The following is a 17,207-nucleotide window of genomic DNA, read 5'->3' on the forward strand; positions in this document are numbered from 1 at the left end:
GGGCGCTGTCGCGCTCGAGCTGGGTCAGACGCGAGATCTGCACAAGGCGCTTGTCGTAGAGATCGCGGACGCCGGTGAGCTCGTTCTGGACCAGCGAGATCTCCTTGTCCTTGGCCGTCTCCTGCGCGGACAGACCCTCGATTTCCTCGTTGAGCTGCAGGACGCGCTCGCGGAGCTGCGCTTTCTGGCCGGCGCGGCCGTTGACGCGGACGTCGAACAGCTTGGTCTCGGCGGAGAGCAGCGCCTTGACGTCGGGATCGCTGGCGCGATCGAGCAGGGATTGCGGGAACTCGATTCTGTCGAGGCCGCGCTGTTCGGCCTGGAGCCGGGCGGTGCGCGCCTGCGCGGCGTCGAGATTCTTGGTGACGATGGCGAGGTTCGCCCTGGTGACGGTGTCGTCGAGCCGGACCACGATGTCGCCGGCCTTGACCACGTCGCCGTCACGGGCGCGCAGCTCGCCGACCACGCCGCCGGTCGGATGCTGCACCTTCTTGACGTTGGACTCGACCACGATCTGGCCCGGCGCGATCAGCGCGCCCGAGATCAGCACCGTCGAGGCCCAGCCGCCGAGGCCGACGACGAGGACAAGGACGATGCCAAGGCCAAGCATCAGGTGAAGCTTGATGGAATCACGCACGGTCTTCTTTGCGGCGGGCTTCGTACCGCCGATCGCCATCGTGCTCATGACTTTGCACTCATGACTTGGTCACTCCGCCTTCACTGACGACCTTGATCGGTGCCGGTGGCGTCACGCGCGGCTGCAGCACCTGGGCGAGCACCTGCTCCTTTGGACCGAACGCCTGCATGCGGCCGTCGCGCAGCACCAGGATCTGGTCGACGGCCTCGACGCCGATCGGGCGATGCGCCACCACGATGACGATGGCGCCGCGCTCGCGGGCGCCGCGGATGGCACGGGTCAACGCCTCGTCGCCCTCGGTGTCGAGGTTGGAATTGGGCTCGTCGAGCACGATCAGGAACGGATTGCCGTAGAGCGCGCGCGCCAGCGCCACGCGCTGCGCCTGGCCGGCGGACAGTGCGCCGCCCTGCTCGCCGACCTGGGTGTTGTAGCCCTCGCGCATCTTGATGATCATCTCGTGCACGCCGGCTTCCTTGGCCGCGGCGATGATGCCGTCCGACGTGGCCTCGGGATCGAATCGGCTGATGTTCTGCGCGATGGTGCCGCCGAACAGCTCGACGTCCTGCGGCAGATAGCCGATGTGGCGGCCGAGCACGTCGCTCGACCATTGGTCGAGCGCCNCCGCGCCGTCGAGCCGCACCTTGCCGCGCACCGGCTGCCAGACGCCGACCAGCGCGCGGATCAGCGAGGATTTGCCGGAGCCGCTCGGCCCGATCACGCCGAGGCCGTTGCCGGCGGCAAGCGCGAAGGTGACGTCCTGCACGATGAGGCGCTGGTCGCCCGGCGGCACCATGGCGACGCCCTCGACCGAGAGGCGGCTGGTCGGCGCCTGCAACTGGGTCGGCATCGTCTGCGCCGGCATCTGCTCCAACAGGCGCGTGAGACGGTGCCAGCTCTGACGGGCCGCAACGAAGGATTTCCAGTGCGCAATGGCAAGATCGACCGGCGCGAGCGCACGGGCCGAAAGGATCGAACCGGCGATGATGATGCCGGCGGTCGCCTCCTGGTGGATGACGAGATAGGCGCCGACCGCGAGCACGGCCGATTGCAGCATCATGCGCAGCACTTTTGCGACCGCGCCGAGCCCGCCCGAGACGTCGCTCGCACGCTGATTACCGGCGAGATATTTTTCGTTGGCCTCGCTCCAGCGCTGGTTCATCCGGCCGCTCATGCCCATCGACACCATCACTTCGGCGTTGCGGCGGCTGGACGCGGCGAGATCATTGCGCTGGGCGGCAAGGCCCATCGCCTCCTTCGCCGGCTGGCGGGACAGGAATTCGGTGACAACCGTCAACCCGACCAGGATGATGGCGCCGACCAGGGCGGTGACGCCGATCATGACGTGGAAGGCGAAGCAGATGGCGAGGTACAGCGGCAGCCAGGGCAGGTCGAAGAACGCGCTCGGGCCCATGCCGCCGAGGAAGGAGCGGACATTGTCGAGGTCGCGCAGCGGCTGCAGCCCCTCGTTGCGGCTGCCGACCAGCAGCGGCAGGCGCACGATGGTGTCGAACACGCGCTTGTTGAGGGCTTCGTCCAGGGCGGTGCCGACCCGCCCCAGGATCCGGTTCCGGATCATGTCGAGCACGCCCTGCGCCACATAGAGGAAGCTGGCGAGGATGATCAGGCCGACAAGGGTTGGAACGCTGCGGCTCGGCAGCACCCGGTCATAGACCTCCAGCATGAAGATCGACCCTGTCAGATAGAGCAGGTTGATCATGCAGCTCATCAGGCCGACGCCAACGAACGCCGTGCGACAGGCGCGCAGCGCGTCAGCAAGCTCTGAACGGCGAACGCCGGGTAGGGCTGCCATCAGTCTGATCTCTTTCGGGTATGGGGCAAAGCCCCTGATTTCAAAGGCAATTTCAGGAGTAATTGACCCGGATTAACATCGCGTTTTCGCCCTTCGTCAACGCGGTCGAATTAATCCGCCCCCCGGCGGCCACATCACCCCCTGATGACCCCGCGCGCAAGCCCGGAATCTCACAGGCTTGCGGCTTTTTCTTGCGGACATGTCACCTCTCCCCAGGCGGGGAGAGGTCGAAAGTTGGGTCAACCGACTCAGAACGTCGCTACAACCTGCCGCCCCCGCGGACCAGCCGCACCACGAGCAGCAGGATCACCGCGCCGATGGCGGAATAGACGATCTCCGACACGAGCCCGGTGCCGATGCGAATGCCGAGCTTCGGGAACAGGAAGCTGGCCACAAGCGCGCCGGCGATGCCGATCACGATGTCGCCGATGATGCCGAAACCGGCGCCCCGCACCACCTTGCCGGCCAGCCAGCCGGCGATCAGGCCGACGAACAGGATGACAAGCAGGCCTTCATTGGAAATGTACATAAGTGAGGTCCCTCTCCGTGAACGGGCCCATGGAACCGGAACCGGAATGAATGGGGTCTGAATACCTTTGGCGGCCCCGCCGCCCGGTCCCGACAAAAAAGTCGAAAACAACCCCATGCACAGTAGAGATGGCCTGGCCGGGATGCGGGCGGCGAGCCGTGACAAGACACTGTTGTCGTAAGGGAATTTTGAGGAAATGCGCGATTTCAAGTGGGCGCGCGCCTCGCTCATTTTTCCGCCTTGGCGAAGTGAGGGACGCACCGCTCTCATTCCCTCCCCTCGCGCGGGAGGAGCGCAGTTGTGCGCGGGATGTACCTCGGCTTCCGGCGAGCGAACTACGTCGCGACCGCCGGCTCCGCCAGCACGCACCGCGCCGCCCGGCCCGGGCCGACCTCCACATTCCCTGGCAATTGCTCCAGGCAGCGCGGCTGCGCCACGGCGCAACGGGGGGCGAAGGAACAATTGTGGGGCTTTTCAGCCAATGACGGCGGCGTGCCGGGGATGGTCTCGAGCCGCTGCCCGCGCCTTGCGCCATGAATGGTCGAGGCGAGCAGGCCCTTGGCATAGGGATGCACGGGCGTGCGGACGATGTCGCGCAGGGTCCCCTGCTCCACGATCTGGCCGGCATACATCACCGCAACGCGATCGCAGATCTCGATCGCCACACCAATGTCGTGGGTGACAAAGATGACGGACATGCCGAACTCGCGCTGCAGCTCGCGCAGCAGCAGCAGGATCTGGATCTGCACGGTGGCATCGAGCGCGGTGGTCGGCTCGTCCGCCAGCAGGATTTTTGGCCGGCAGGCGAGCGCGAGCGCGATCATGGCGCGCTGGCGCATGCCGCCGGACATCTCGTGCGGATAGGCATCGAGCCGCCGCCTGGCGGAGGGGATGCGCACGACCTCGAGCATCTCCAAGGCCCGCGCGCGCCCCTCCGCATAAGACTTGCCTTCGTGGCGCACGACGCTCTCGGCGATCTGCGCACCGATGGTGTAGACGGGGTCAAGCGCGAGCGCGGGCTCCTGGAAGATCATCGAGACGGCCTGGCCGCGGAACGACGACAGCTGCTCGTCGTTCATGGCGAGCACGTCCTGCCCCATCACGTTGACGGTGCCCGAAATCTGCGTGCGCTTCCGCGGCAAGAGCCGCATCAAGGCACGCAGGGTCACGCTCTTGCCCGAACCGGATTCGCCGAGCAGGCCCAGCACCTCGCCGTCACCGAGCGAGAGGTTGAGGTCGTTCACGGCATAGACCGTGCGCTCGCCGGTGAAGCGGATGTTGAGGCCTGAGATCTCGACGAGTTTTGTCATGACGGCAGCTTGGGTATCCGGTCGTGGTAGTCGGTCGCGCGCTGGAAGGCGGCGCCGATGGTGAGCAGGGTCGCTTCATCGAAGGAGCGACCGATCAGCTGCATGCCGACAGGCAGGCCGCTCCTGGTGAAGCCCGATGGCACGGTGAGCGACGGCAGGCCCAAGAAGTTCACGGGGCGGGTGAACAGCGTCAGGCGCTGCACCATGGCCGGCGCATTCGGCCCGCCGCCGACGTCGCTCTCCTCGATCGTCGGCGCCGGCACGGGCGAGGCCGGTGCGATCACCGCGTCGACGCCTGCGGCCGCCGCATTGTGCGCGGCGAGCGCAGGCCCGCGCCAGCGCATCGCCTCGAGGTAGGTGATGGCAGGAACGGTGAGGCCATTCTGCAGCCGCATCAGGACCTGCGCGCCGTAATCCTGCGGACGCTCGATCATCCAGCGCTTGTGGAAGGCGGCGGCTTCCGCCGCGAGCACGAGCTGGCTTGCCGAGGACAATTGCCGCTGGTCCGACAGCTCGACCTTGACGATGTCGGCGCCCTCGCGCTTGAGCACCGCGATGGTCTCGTCCAGCACGCGCGCGACTTCGCTGTCGAGATCGTCGACATAGAAGGAGGTGGGCACGCCAATCTTGAGGCCTTTCAGCGAGCCCTTCGTGGCGGCGACATAGTCCGACAGCGGCTCATGGCTGCAGGTCGGATCCTCGGGATCGGGACCGGCCATCAAGGCCAGCAGCAGCGCGCAATCCTCGGCGGTGCGGGCGAGCGGGCCGACGGTGTCGAGCGATTGTGACAGCGGCATTGCGCCGGCGCGGCTGACGCGGCTCCAGGTGGTCTTGAGCCCGGTGACGCCGCAGAAATGCGCGGGCATGCGGATCGAGCCGCCGGTGTCGGAGCCGAGCGCCGCATAGGTCAGCCGCGCGGCGACCGCCGAGCCGGAGCCCGAGGACGAGCCGCCGGTGATATGGGCGACGTTCCAGGGATTGCGCACCGGTCCGTAATGGGCGTTGTGCCCGGTCGGACCGTAGGCGAACTCAGCAAGGTGCAGCGTGCCGAGACGGACCTGGCCGGCGTCCTTCAGCCGCTGCAAGGCGGTGGAGGTCACAGCCGGCACGAAGTCGCGGCGGATCAGCGAGCCGCAGGTCGCGACGCGGCCGGCGTCGTAATACATGTCCTTGTGCGCGAGCGGCACGCCATGCAGCGGACCGCGGACGTTACCCTTGGCGAGCTCGGCATCGGCGGCTTCGGCCGCCTTCAGCGCCGCCTCCGCCTCGATCGACATGAAGGCGTTGAGGTGCGGCTGCCATTGCGCGATGCGGTGCAGCAGCGCGCGTGTCACCTCATGCGAGGACAGTTGCTTCACCGCGATCGCACGCGCGACCTCGGTGAGCGTCATCAAGGCAGGCTCCAGGCTCATTTCGACACCTTCGCGACTTGCGCGACCACGAAGGACGCCGGCTCGAGGTCGAAGGGCAGCGTGCCGGCGATCGCGGCAAAGCCCTCGAAGGCGGGCCCGATGGCGCCCGAGATGCGCGTTGCGATCTCGTCGTCCACGGGAATGCCCGAGACTTGCGCGATCGGCTTGATCTCCTTTGGTGTCGGTCTTGTCATGCTGTTTCCCCTGCGGGCGCGCGGCTGTGGCCTGAACCCGGGATCGCCATGTAGCACGCGGCCTCGTGGCCCATTGTATCGACGGCCGTGAGCTTTGGTGCGGCATTTGCGCAGAGCGGCTCCGCAAACGCGCAGCGGGTGTGGAAACGGCACCCCGGGGGCGGGTCGATCGGGTTGGGCGGATCGCCGGTGATCGGCGGCTTCTCGGTGCGGCTATCGGGATCGGATGACGGCATCGCGGCCAGCAGTGCGCGCGTATAGGGATGCGCAGGGCTGTCCCAGACCTGGTCGACCGGGCCGAGCTCGACGACTTCGCCTAGATACATCACCAGCACGCGATCCGAAATGTAGCGCACGACGTTGAGGTCGTGGCTGATGAAGAGATAGGTCAGGCCGAACTCGCGCTTGAGATCGGCGAGCAAATTGAGCACCTGCGCCTCGACGGACTTGTCGAGCGCCGAGACGGCTTCATCCAGGATCACCAGCCGCGGCGACAGCGCCAGCGCGCGGGCGATGTTGACGCGCTGGCGCTGGCCGCCGGAGATCTCGTGCGGATAGCGATTGGCGAAGTTTTCGGGGCGCAGGCCGACTTTGCCGAGCAGCTCGCGCGCCAGCGCCCTCGCCGTGCCATCGGCCATGCCGTGGACCTTGGGGCCAAAGGCGATGGATTCCTCGATGGTGAGGCGCGGATTGAGCGAGGCGTAGGAATCCTGGAACACCATCTGCATGCCGCGGCGCAGCTCGCGCAGCGACAAGGACCGGCCGACGGTCATGCCGTCATAGATGATGTCGCCGTCATCGCGCGGCATCAGATGCATCAACAGGCGGGCGGTGGTGGACTTGCCGCAGCCGGACTCGCCGACGATACCGACCGTCTCGCCCTTGGCGACGGAGAAGGAGACATTGTCGACGGCACGCACGGTGCGTTTGGCGGCGAAAAGCCCGCCACGCACCGGGAAGTGCTTGGTCAGGCCGCTGACCTGCAGCAGGGGCTGCGCAATGCCGCCGACGTCCTCGACCTGCTCAAGCATTTCAACAGATGGGTTGCTCTCGCTCATGGCCTAATTCCTGATGTCCATGGCGCTGCGCAGGCCGTCCGAGAGGAGATTGAAGCAGATCGAGACCGCGAAGATCATTGCGCCCGGCAAGGCCGCGACCCAGGGATTGACGTAGATCGCGGTGCGCAGGGTGTTGAGCATCAGGCCCCATTCCGGCTCCGGCGGTTTGGTGCCGAGGCCGAGGAAGGAGAGACCGGCGGCCAGGATCATCGAAACCGAGATCAGGCTGGTGGCATAGACGAAGATCGCCCCCAGCACGTTGCCGAGGATGTGCACGCGCATGATGGTGAAGGCGCCGGCTCCGGAGGCACGCGCGGCTTCGACGAAGTCCATGTTGCGCACGCCTGTGGTGACGCTTTCGGCGACGCGGGTGATCTGCGGTACGAACACGATGGTGAGTGCCACGATGGAGTTAAGAATGCCGGCGCCCAGCGCGCCGGAGATCGCGATAGCCAACAGCACGGACGGGAAGGCGTAGAACACGTCCACCGTGCGCATGATGGCGGTGTTGAGCTTGCCGCCGACATAGCCGGCGATGATGCCGAGCGAGGTGCCGATGCAGAAGGCGAGGATGACCGGCAGGATGCCGATCACCAGCGACAGCCGGCCGCCATAGATCAGGCGCGCCAGCATGTCGCGGCCGAGCTCGTCGGTGCCGAGCGGGTAGCCGACCGTGCCGATGTGGCGGAGGCGGCGGATCATCGAGCCCTTGTAGGGGTCTTCGAGACCGAGCCATGGCGCGAGGATCGCGGAGAGGAAGATCAGCAGCAGCACCAGCGCGCAGGCCATGCTGACCTTGTCGCGCATGATGCGGCGGCCGACGGTCGCCCAATAGCCGCGCGCCTTGGTGGCAGGCGCAGCCTGCAGCGCGGCGTCGGCGGTGGCGGACAACGGAAGCTCGCTCATCCCGCTAGCCCCGCTTGATGCGCGGGTCGATCGCGGCCTGCGCGATGTCGACCAGGAGGTTGAGGAAGACGAAGAACAGCGCCAGGATCAGGATCGTACCCTGCAGCAGCGGCAGGTCGCGCTGGAAGATCGCCGAGTTGAGCAGGAAGCCGGAGCCCGGCCAGGAGAACACGGTCTCGATCAGGATCGAGCCGCCGAGCATATAACCCAACTGGAGGCCCATCACCGCGAGCGCGGTGGGCGCGGCGTTCTTGATGACGTGGCGGAACACGCCGGTCTCGCGCAGGCCTTTTGCGCGCAGGGCTTCGACGAAGTCCTGGCTGAGGATATCGCCGGTGAGCGCGCGCACCGTGCGGGTGACGATGCCCATCGGGATCACCGACGTCGTGATCGCCGGCAGTACGAGATATTTCAGGTGCGCCCAGTCCCAGGCCCAGGAGTTGGAGCCGCTGGGGCCGGCGCCGACCGCGGGCAGCCAGTTCAGCTGCACGGAGAAGATGATGACGAGCAGCATTCCGAGCCAGTAATGCGGCACCGACACGCCGGCGATGGCAAAGGAAGTCGCGACCTTGTCGATCCAGGTCTCGCGGAAATAGCCGGCGATCAGGCCCAGCAGGACACCCATGGTGAAGCCGATGATGGCAGCCGCAATCGCGAGCGTGACGGTGTTGCCGACCGCGCGCATGACTTCGGCGAGCACCGGGCGGCCCGTCGCGATGGAATTGCCGAGGTCGCCATGAAGGGCACGGAGCAACCAGAGCCCGAACTGCACCGGCAGCGGGCGATCGAAGCCGTAGGCGGCGCGAAGCTGCGCGGCGAGCTCCTGCGAGGCATCAGCCGGCAGCACGGCGACCAGCGGATCACCCGGCGTGATATGCACGAGCAGGAAGCACACCAGCGCCACGCTGATGACGATGGGGACGACATAGACAATGCGTCTGGCGGTATAGGCGAGCACGTTGTTTCTTTTTCTTCCCTTCTCCCCTTGTGGGAGAAGGTGGCGCGGAGCGCCGGATGAGGGGTTCTGTCCGCGGAGATTATTGCATCGATCGAGGAGTCAGCTCCCGCGGAGAGAGACCCCTCACCAGGCTTCGCTAAAGCGAAGCCACCCTCTCCCGCAAGGGGAGAGGGCGCACTGTGCCTGTGGCGCGAACTGCTACTGCATCGACACCAGCGAGAAGTCGATGAACCAGCTCTTCGGCTGCACGACGCCCGTGACCTTCGGGCTCATGGCGCGGGGGCCGACGTCGTGGGCGACGTAGAGGAAGGCGGCATCGTCGACGGAGGCCGCGTGCAGCTCGGCGAGCGCGGCGTCGCGTGCGGCCGGGTCAAACGTCTGCCGCGCCTTCTTCACCAGCTCGTCGAACTTGGGATCGTTGATGAAGCCCCAATTGTTCGAGACCGGCGGGGCCATGCTCGATTGCAGGAAGCGCACCAGCGCGAAGAACGGGTCCATCGCCGCATAGGTGACATTGGTCGCGTTCGAGCCGTTGGCCGAGGGGTCCTTGGCGCCGCGGCGCCAGTTGGTGAACAGCGTGTTCCACTCGATGACGTCGAGCTTCACGTCGAAATAGCATTCGGCGAGCGCCTGCTGAAGATACTCGTTCATCGGCAGCGGCTGCATCTGGCCCGAGCCGGAGGCCGAGGTCTGGATCTTGACCGCCAGCTTCTTGTTCGGGCCGAAACCGGCCTCCTGCATCAGCTTCTGCGCCGCGGCCTTGTCGTACTTGATTTCGAAGGCCGGCTTGCCGCGCCAGGGATGGCCGGGCTCGAAGGTGCCGGTCGCGGGCACCATCAGGCCGGCGAGCAGGCCGTCCTTGAGGCCTTCGCGATCGACGCAGAGATTCGCGGCCTTGCGCACGCGGATGTCGTTCCAGGGCGAGCCCTCGATGCGCGAGAACTGCCACGGCCAGACATGCGGCTGCTCATTGGCGTAGAGCTTGAAGCCGCGCTGCTTCAACTCGGGCAGCGCATCCGGCGCGGGCGCCTCGACCCAATCGACCTGTCCGGAGAGCAGGGCCGCGGTGCGCGCGTTGGCTTCCGGCATCGGCAGGAGAACCATCTTGTCGACCTTGGGCACGCGCGCCTTGTCCCAATAGGCCGCGTTCTTCACGAGCTCGAGTCGCTCGCGCGGCGTAAAACTCGACATCTTCCACGGGCCGGTGCCCGATGCGTCCTTGGCGAACGCCGTCCAGGCGGCCTGCGACTTCGCCTTGGCGTCCGCGCCTTCGGCCTTGTCGTAGAAGGCCTGCCACTTCGTCGGGCTCGCCATGAACAGATTGGTGAGGTTGATCGGCAGGAAGCTGTCGGGCTCCTTGGTTGTGAGCTCGACCGTCATGTCGTCGATCTTCTTCGCGGAGGCCAGCGTCGGCATGCGCGACGCCGTGACGCCGACCTGGCTGGCGTCGAATTGCGGCGCATCCTGCTTCAGCACCTTCTCGACGTTCCACACCACGGCGTCGGCGTTGAACGGCGAGCCGTCATGAAAGGTCACCCCGGGGCGCAGCTTGAAGGTCCATTTGGTCTTGTCGGCATCGTCGACCTTCCACTCGGTGGCAAGGCCGGGGATCACCACGCTCGGCTTGTCGGCGGAGGACAGGTCCCAGCCGGTCAGCGCGTCATACATGGTGAGACCGGTGAAGCGATTGCCTTCAAAACCCTGGTCGGGCTGACCCAGCGTGCGCGGAATATCGGCAGCGGTCATGCCGATTCGCAGCACCGTTTCCGCGACGACCGCGCGCGGCCATGCGGCCGCACTGCCGAGCGCCAAGAGCGCGATCAGCGCCGCCCGTGTCTTCTTGTTCTTGATAAGCATCGCCTCGATCCTTCTTCGGCTTTCGATGATTAATTTTGATGCAATCGTATGCAATGGCTATGCCAGGAGAAACTTATTCTGCAAATTGCCCCTGCGACGACAAGTCCTTGTGATCGATTGAGGACAAAGCAGCCCGGCTGCCTATTCTGGCATCAAGATTGCAGGTTTGGCCCCAGATCTTCCCTGGAGCTTTGGGCCATGCGTATTCGTCTGTCGACCTGTCTCGCCGTGCTTGCGCTGGCGTTGTCTGCAATCTCGGCCCGCGCCGAAACCGTGGTGCGCTACGGCATCTCGATGGCGGACATTCCGCTGACGACGGGCCAGCCCGACCGCGGCGCCGGCGCCTATCAGTTCACGGCCTACACGATCTACGATCCCTTGGTGGCCTGGGAAATGGATGTCGCCGATCGCCCCGGCAAGCTGGTGCCGGGCCTCGCCACCGAATGGAAAGTGGACGATGCCGACAAGACCAAATGGCGCTTCACGCTTCGCAAGGGCGTGAAGTTTCACGACGGCAGCGAGTTCAACGCCGACGCGGTGATCTGGAATCTGGACAAGGTGCTCAACGACAAGGCGCCGCAATTCGACAAGCGGCAGAGCGCGCAGGTGAAGACGCGCCTTCCTTCCGTCGCCAGCTACGCCAAGATCGACGACTTCACGGTCGAGATCACCACCAAGACGGTCGATTCCTTCTTCCCCTATCAGATGCTGTGGTTCCTGGTGTCGAGCCCGGCGCAGTATGAAAAGCTCGGCAAGGACTGGGACAAATTCGCCAGCCAGCCCTCCGGCACCGGCCCGTTCAAGCTGACGAAACTGGTGCCGCGCGAGCTCGCCGAGCTCAGCAAGAATCCGGACTACTGGAACCAGAAGCGCATTCCGAAGGTCGACAAGATCGTGCTGGTGCCGATGCCCGAAGCGCTGACGCGCACCAACGCGCTGCTCGCTGGCCAGGTTGATCTCATCGAGACGCCGGCGCCGGACGCGGTGCCGCAGCTGAAAGCGGCCGGCATGAAGCTGGTCGACAACGTCACGCCGCATGTGTGGAATTATCACCTCAGCGTGCTGCCGGGCTCGCCCTGGACCGACATCCGCCTGCGCAAGGCGCTGAACCTCGCGATCGACCGCGAGGCCGTGGTCGGCCTGATGAACGGCCTTGCCAAGCCCGCCAAGGGCCAGGTCGATCCGTCCAGCCCGTGGTTCGGCAAGCCGACCTTCGAGCTGAAATATGATCTGGCCGCCGCGAAGAAGCTGGTCGAAGAGGCCGGCTATTCAAAAGCAAAGCCGCTGAAGACCACCTTCATTATCGCGCAGGGCGGCACCGGCCAGATGCTGTCGCTTCCGATGAACGAATTCCTGCAGCAGAGCTTCAAGGAGATCGGCATCGACATCGACTTCAAGGTGGTCGAGCTCGAGACGCTCTATACGCATTGGCGCAAGGGCGCGGCCGACGAGATGAACGCCGGCATCACCGCCAACAACATCGCCTATGTCACCTCGGACCCGCTCTACGCCATCGTCCGCTTCTTCCATTCCGGCCAGATCGCGCCTGTCGGCGTCAACTGGGGCGGCTACAAGAATCCCAAGGTCGACGCGCTGATCGACGAGGCCAAGCAGACCTTTGACAGCACCAAGCAGGACGAGCTGCTGGCGCAGGCCCATGCGCTGATCGTGGACGATGCCACCCTGGTCTGGGTCGTCCACGACACCAACCCGCACGCGCTGTCGCCGAAGATCAAGCAGTTCGTGCAGGCCCAGCACTGGTTCCAGGACCTGACGACGATCGGGGTGGAGTGAGGGGGCGGACGCCAGGGTCGTAGGGTGAGCAAGGCGTGGCATGCCCACCATTTCACCATTCGGCACAAGATGGTGGGCGCGGCGCTGACGTGCCCTTGCCGACCCTACGGGAGTTGCCAGGAGTTATTGAGCGCGATCGCCTCAACAGGCTCGTCATTGCGAGCGGAGCGAAGCAATCCAGAATCGCGGGGACACTCTGGATTGCTTCGCTCCGCTCGCAATGACGGAGTGTGAGGCACCGGCAGCGGCCCACTGCCGATCTACTTCGTCAGCAGCGCATACGCGCCGGTCCACCCCTCGGCCGGCGGGTTGAGCTGGAAGTCCTTGATCCTCGCCTCGTACAGCTTGAACAGCTTTTCCAGCGTGTCGGCGTCCTCGCTCTTGCGGCCGCGTTCGATGGCGTCGAGCGCGCCCTGCCAGTCGCGGCCGCGATAGCAGCCGAGCATCTCGATGGTGATGTTGCGCAGGCGCTGGAAGGCGGCCGAATGCATCACGTCCTCGCGGCCGGCGATGGCGTAGATCACCTCCGGCTCGGTCTTGCCCTTGACCATGATGAAATCGAGCTCGAGGATCGCGAACTTGTCCTTCGCGGCGAGCGCGGTGCGGGAGCCGACGATGATTGGGAAGCCGTATTCCTTCGACTGGCCCTCGAGCCGCGAGGCCAGGTTCACGCTGTCGCCGAGCACCGAATAGTTCTTCTTGAGGTCGGAGCCCATGTTGCCGACGACGCCGATGCCGGTGTTGAGGCCGATGCCGACATTGAGCGGGATGTAGACGTGACCGCCGTCGGCGGCCTCCTGCTCGCGTTCCTTGTTGACCGCGTCGATCTGCTCCAACATCTGGATCGCGGCCTCGCAGGCGTTGACCTCGTGCTCGGCATCGTCGAGCGGCGCGTTCCAGAACGCCATGATGGCGTCACCCATGTACTTGTCGATGTAGCCCTTCCGCTCGATGATGACGTCCGTCAGCGGCGTCAGGAAGCGGTTCATCAGCGCGATGAGACCCTGCGGATCGTGCTTGTAGCTCTCCGAGATCGTGGTGAAGCCGCGCACGTCGGAGAACATGATCGTCATCTCGCGCTCCTCGCCGCCGAGCACGAGCTTCTCGGGTGACTGCGCCAGCTGCTCGACCAGCACCGGCGACATGTATTGCGCGAACATGCCGCGGATCTGCACGCGCTGGCGCTGCTCGCGCACGAAGCTGGCAAAGATCAGCGTGAGGTAGACCGCGGTGGTCGAGAGCAGCGGATAGGTGAAGTCGATGAGGTAGCGGTACTGCGCGTAGAAGAACCAGGACGTGCCGACCAGGATGGCGGCGAACATCGCGCCCGCGAGCACCAGGCGCACCGGCCCGAGGTTCGGCGTGAAGATGATCACGAGCAGGCCGATCACGAGCGCGGCGAGCAGCTCGACGCCGAGCGCGTAGTTCGGCTGCGAGATCACCGCGCCGCTCAGCACGCTCTCCAGCACCTGGGCGTGGATCTCGACACCCGGCATGGCGCGGGAGACCGGCGTGGTCTTGATGTCGTTCAGGCCGACCGCGGAGGTGCCGACCAGCACGAGCTTGCCGGCGATCTTGCTCGGCGACACGCTGTTGTCGAGGACGTCGGCGGCCGAGACGTAGATCGACGGATCGTGGGGAGCATAATGCACCCAGAGCTGGCCGTTCCGGTCGGTCGGAATCTCCACGCCCTTGAGGCGGATAGACCGCACGCCGGACTTGTCGGTCCGAACCAGCAGCGTCGGCGTGCTGGTGATGACCCGCAGGATCTCGAGGCTGAGCGAGGGCATGATGCTGCCCTGGGCGCGCATCACCATCGGCACGCGGCGGATCAGGCCGTCGCGCTCGGTGCGGATCGTGAACAGGCCGCGGCCGGCCGCGACCTTCTCGATCACAGGCACGTTGCGCAAGAGGCCGGGGAATTCGAACAGAAACTTCTCGGCATTCTCCTCGCCGACCGTCGCCACCCCCGTGAAGGGCAGCGACTTGTCGATCTCCGAGGTGATCTCCGACTGCCCGGTCTCGCCGAGCACCACGCGCGAGCGCTTGATCGCCTCGGAGAGGATCTGGTCGTTGGTCGGCAGCTCGCGCAACTTGGCGCGCGTGGCGTCGTCGAGGTAGCGCATCTGTCCCGCGACCAGATCCGGATTGAGCCGGTCGGCCTCGGAGAACACCACGTCGAAGCCGATCGCGACTGCGCCGTTGCTGGTGAGGCCCTGGATCAGGTCGGCGATCCGCGTCCGCGGCCATGGCCACTGGCCGAGCCTGGCGAGGCTCTTGTCGTCGATGTCGACGATGGTGACCGGCCGCACCGTCTTGTGGCGGGGATCGATCAGCTGGAACATGTCGAAGGTGCGCAGCCGCAATTCCTGGATCGGCGGCGGGTCCCAGAGGCGAAGCCCGGCGAACACGACCAGCAGCGCAAGGCACATCAGCCGCGCAAGGCCGAACTTCCGCGCAAACCACCGCCGCAGGATCTTGAAACGTTTCATGCTGGTCGAGTTTCCCGCAGCCGCTTTCGGCTGACATCGGGCCGAGAATACGCAATCGGCCGCACCTTTGATACCGGAATCCGCCGCGGACGAGGCGCGGCGGCCGCATCAGTGGAGCGCCCGTCAGGCGTGGTTGGCGACGATGAAATCGCTGGCGTGCAGGCTGCTCGCGACGAGATTCTTCAGCAGGATCGACTGGTGATCGTCAATCGTGACCAGCGCGTCACCCGCCTGCTGCGTGATGGCGATGTCGCTGAAGGACTTGATGCTCGCGAATTCGCGCAGGTCGATCTTGTCCTGGCCGAGCTCGAAATCGACGATCGTGCTCTGAACCGGAAGCGTCGAATTGGCAAAGGCGAACTGGTCCTGTCCGCTGGTCCCGACGAGGGTCGGCCCGGCGGGCGGATCGATGACCAGCGTGCCACCATGGCCGTCGCTCGCGAAATGGAAGCTGCTCATATTGTAGACGCCGGCAAACTTGATGGTCGCGGTGTCAGTGCCGTCGCCCAGCGTCAGCACGCCGCCGAGATGGTCGGCGTTCTCGGTGTAGCTCACCCCGGTCAGGTGCGAGAAGTCGATGTCCTTGAGGTCGAGCAGGTCCGAACCGGCGACGGTGCCGTCGCCGGCAAAGCCGTTGATGACGCCGGTGAAGTCGGCGGCGTGCTCGATCGCAAGCGTGCCGGTCGTCCCGGCGTTATTGGCGAAGGTCACGTCCTGCGCGGACGCCTCGCTGAGGTTCAGCACCGCGCCGCTCTCGATCGTCATGGGCGCGCCGGCGAGCGGATCGTAAACGGTGGTGCCGCCGTGACCGTCGCTCTGGAGGTGCCAGTTCACGTCCCGGCCGAGGAAGGACAGGGTGACGGTCGCCGTGCCGTTGTAGAAGCCGACGGTGGTGATGTTTGTATCCGCATTGTAATCGGCCTGCGCCGACATGGTGGACGTCCAGGCGAGGTCCTTCAGGTCGATCAGATTGTTGGACGAGAGCGGAGCTCCGGCCGGAGAACCCGAGATCAGCCCGTGGAAATCCTTGGCATGGTCCAGGATCAGGGTGCCGAGCCCGTTGTCGTAATAGACGACGATGCCCGAAACTGAACCCTCGATCTCCACCACCGCCTTGTTGGAGATCTCGATCGCGCCGGTGCCGGTGACGTTGCCCTTGATGTCGATCGTCGACACATCGTTGTCGGAGAACGGGCCGGCCTCAATCAGGCCGTCGAGGACGACATCGCCGTTCACGGTGAACACGGTGCCGGGCTCGGTCAGCAGCGTCACGCTGGAGTCGACGGTGAGGTCGTGGATCGTGACGTTGGTCGTGCTGTCGACGGTGTAGGGTTCGCCCGCGGCGAACAGCTTCACGTCGTAGTTGGCCGCCGGCACGCCCAGGCTCCAGTCCGACGCCGTGTTCCAGTCGCCGCCGAAAGGATTGGTCCATTCATCGACCGGGGCGATCCCGACGAGGGTGCCGCCGGCGCCGTCGCTGCTGGTGATGAAATGCGCGTCGCTATAGTTGCCGATCAGCTTGAGCGTGAAGCTGTGACCATGCGTATCGCTGACGACGAGATTGCCGGTCGCGGAATTGTAGACCGCCGTGGTCCCGCTGTCCCAGGTGAAGGCCGACAGGTCGATCTTGTCACCGGCGGCGAAGCCGGCGATCGAGCCGCCGAAAGTCGCGGTGTCGATCTCGAGCTCGGCACCGGCGCCCGCGAAGGTGACGGTCTGCGCCACCGCGTTCTTGACCTCGAGCGTCGCGCCGGCGTCGATCTTGACCGAGCCGGAGCCGGACAGCGAGCCGAACAGCGTCAGCGTGCCGGTGTGGACCTCGATGAAATGGTTGTTGGTGATGGTGCCGGTGATCGACGCCGTGCCCCAGCTTTCGATCTCGTTCGAATTGGTGATGCCCGGCCCGGTCACGGAAATCGAGGCGCCGCCGAGCAGATCGATCTCGCCGGCATTGACGATCGAGGACACATTGCCGAAGACGCTGCTGCCCGCCACCGTCCAGATGCCGCCGGCGTTGTTGTTGAAGGTCGCGCTGACGACCGAGATGTTGCCGTTGATATGGCCGGTGTTGTTGATGGTGATGGCGCCGCCGGTCTCGACGATCGCATAGGTCGCAGAGGTCACGCTCGAGGGGATGGCCGGCCCGATCGTGCCGGAATTGTCGATCGTCGCGGAGCCGGTGGCGTTTTCCTGGATGAAGATCGCCGCGTGACCGGGCGCAGCCACGACCGAGCCGCTGTTCGTGATATG

12 protein-coding genes and 2 pseudogenes are annotated in these 17,207 nt (G+C 65.6%); 1 reads left to right on the forward strand and 13 read right to left on the reverse strand.

The features are described 5' to 3' along the window. From A5906_RS43600 to A5906_RS00585, 11 genes and pseudogenes are all read right to left on the reverse strand, one after another. A pseudogene (locus A5906_RS43600) lies at window positions 1-685 on the reverse strand (HlyD family type I secretion periplasmic adaptor subunit); the annotation flags it as partial. 10 nt (window positions 686-695) lie between these two features. Beyond that, on the reverse strand, window positions 696-1,257 hold a 562-nt coding region (locus A5906_RS43605), incomplete at its 5' end, for an ATP-binding cassette domain-containing protein (RefSeq protein ID WP_245326539.1). 1 nt (window position 1,258) lies between these two features. Continuing rightward, window positions 1,259-2,447 (reverse strand): annotated as a pseudogene (locus tag A5906_RS00545) (type I secretion system permease/ATPase); the annotation flags it as partial. Window positions 2,448-2,706: 259 nt separating this feature from the next. Then, on the reverse strand, window positions 2,707-2,976 hold the full coding sequence (locus A5906_RS00550) for a GlsB/YeaQ/YmgE family stress response membrane protein (RefSeq protein WP_080133367.1): 270 nt from the start codon (window positions 2,974-2,976) through the stop codon (window positions 2,707-2,709). 335 nt (window positions 2,977-3,311) lie between these two features. Then, on the reverse strand, window positions 3,312-4,286 hold the full coding sequence (locus A5906_RS00555; protein ID WP_080133368.1) for an ABC transporter ATP-binding protein: 975 nt from the start codon (window positions 4,284-4,286) through the stop codon (window positions 3,312-3,314). Next, window positions 4,283-5,698: an Asp-tRNA(Asn)/Glu-tRNA(Gln) amidotransferase GatCAB subunit A gene (locus A5906_RS00560; RefSeq protein WP_080133369.1), complete on the reverse strand. Its 1,416-nt coding sequence runs from the start codon at window positions 5,696-5,698 to the stop codon at window positions 4,283-4,285. The genes A5906_RS00555 and A5906_RS00560 overlap by 4 nt, the downstream gene beginning before the upstream one ends. Then, complete coding sequence (locus A5906_RS00565; RefSeq protein WP_080133370.1) at window positions 5,695-5,892, reverse strand: hypothetical protein; 198 nt, start codon at window positions 5,890-5,892, stop codon at window positions 5,695-5,697. Before A5906_RS00565 ends, A5906_RS00560 begins: the two co-directional genes overlap by 4 nt. Beyond that, a complete protein-coding gene (locus A5906_RS00570) occupies window positions 5,889-6,950 on the reverse strand; it encodes an ABC transporter ATP-binding protein (protein ID WP_080133371.1) in 1,062 nt (353 codons plus the stop codon). Before A5906_RS00570 ends, A5906_RS00565 begins: the two co-directional genes overlap by 4 nt. Before the next feature lie 3 nt (window positions 6,951-6,953). Further along, entirely contained in the window at window positions 6,954-7,856 is a 903-nt protein-coding gene (locus A5906_RS00575) for an ABC transporter permease (RefSeq protein ID WP_080133372.1), read from the reverse strand. A 4-nt stretch (window positions 7,857-7,860) separates the two neighbouring features. Next, window positions 7,861-8,814: an ABC transporter permease gene (locus A5906_RS00580; protein WP_057028344.1), complete on the reverse strand. Its 954-nt coding sequence runs from the start codon at window positions 8,812-8,814 to the stop codon at window positions 7,861-7,863. A 198-nt stretch (window positions 8,815-9,012) separates the two neighbouring features. After that, window positions 9,013-10,671 carry an ABC transporter substrate-binding protein gene (locus A5906_RS00585; protein ID WP_080133373.1) on the reverse strand — a complete coding sequence of 553 codons (1,659 nt, stop codon included), beginning with the start codon at window positions 10,669-10,671 and terminating at the stop codon, window positions 9,013-9,015. A gap of 198 nt (window positions 10,672-10,869) precedes the next feature. Here A5906_RS00585 and A5906_RS00590 point away from each other — a divergent pair, with 198 nt between their 5' ends. Then, window positions 10,870-12,465 carry an ABC transporter substrate-binding protein gene (locus A5906_RS00590; protein ID WP_080133374.1) on the forward strand — a complete coding sequence of 532 codons (1,596 nt, stop codon included), beginning with the start codon at window positions 10,870-10,872 and terminating at the stop codon, window positions 12,463-12,465. A 260-nt stretch (window positions 12,466-12,725) separates the two neighbouring features. On the opposite strand, the gene A5906_RS00595 is transcribed toward A5906_RS00590, so the two are convergent. Together A5906_RS00595 and A5906_RS00600 are read right to left on the reverse strand one after the other, a co-directional pair. Beyond that, the gene (locus A5906_RS00595) at window positions 12,726-14,957 is read right to left on the reverse strand and encodes a CHASE2 domain-containing protein (RefSeq protein ID WP_080133375.1); all 2,232 of its coding nucleotides are present in this window, start codon (window positions 14,955-14,957) and stop codon (window positions 12,726-12,728) included. Between the two features lie 123 nt (window positions 14,958-15,080). Then, window positions 15,081-17,207 (reverse strand): beta strand repeat-containing protein (locus A5906_RS00600; protein WP_430642335.1); only part of this gene is annotated, 2,127 nt, incomplete at its 5' end.

The organism is Bradyrhizobium sacchari, assembly GCF_002068095.1.
GTDB lineage: Bacteria > Pseudomonadota > Alphaproteobacteria > Rhizobiales > Xanthobacteraceae > Bradyrhizobium > Bradyrhizobium sacchari.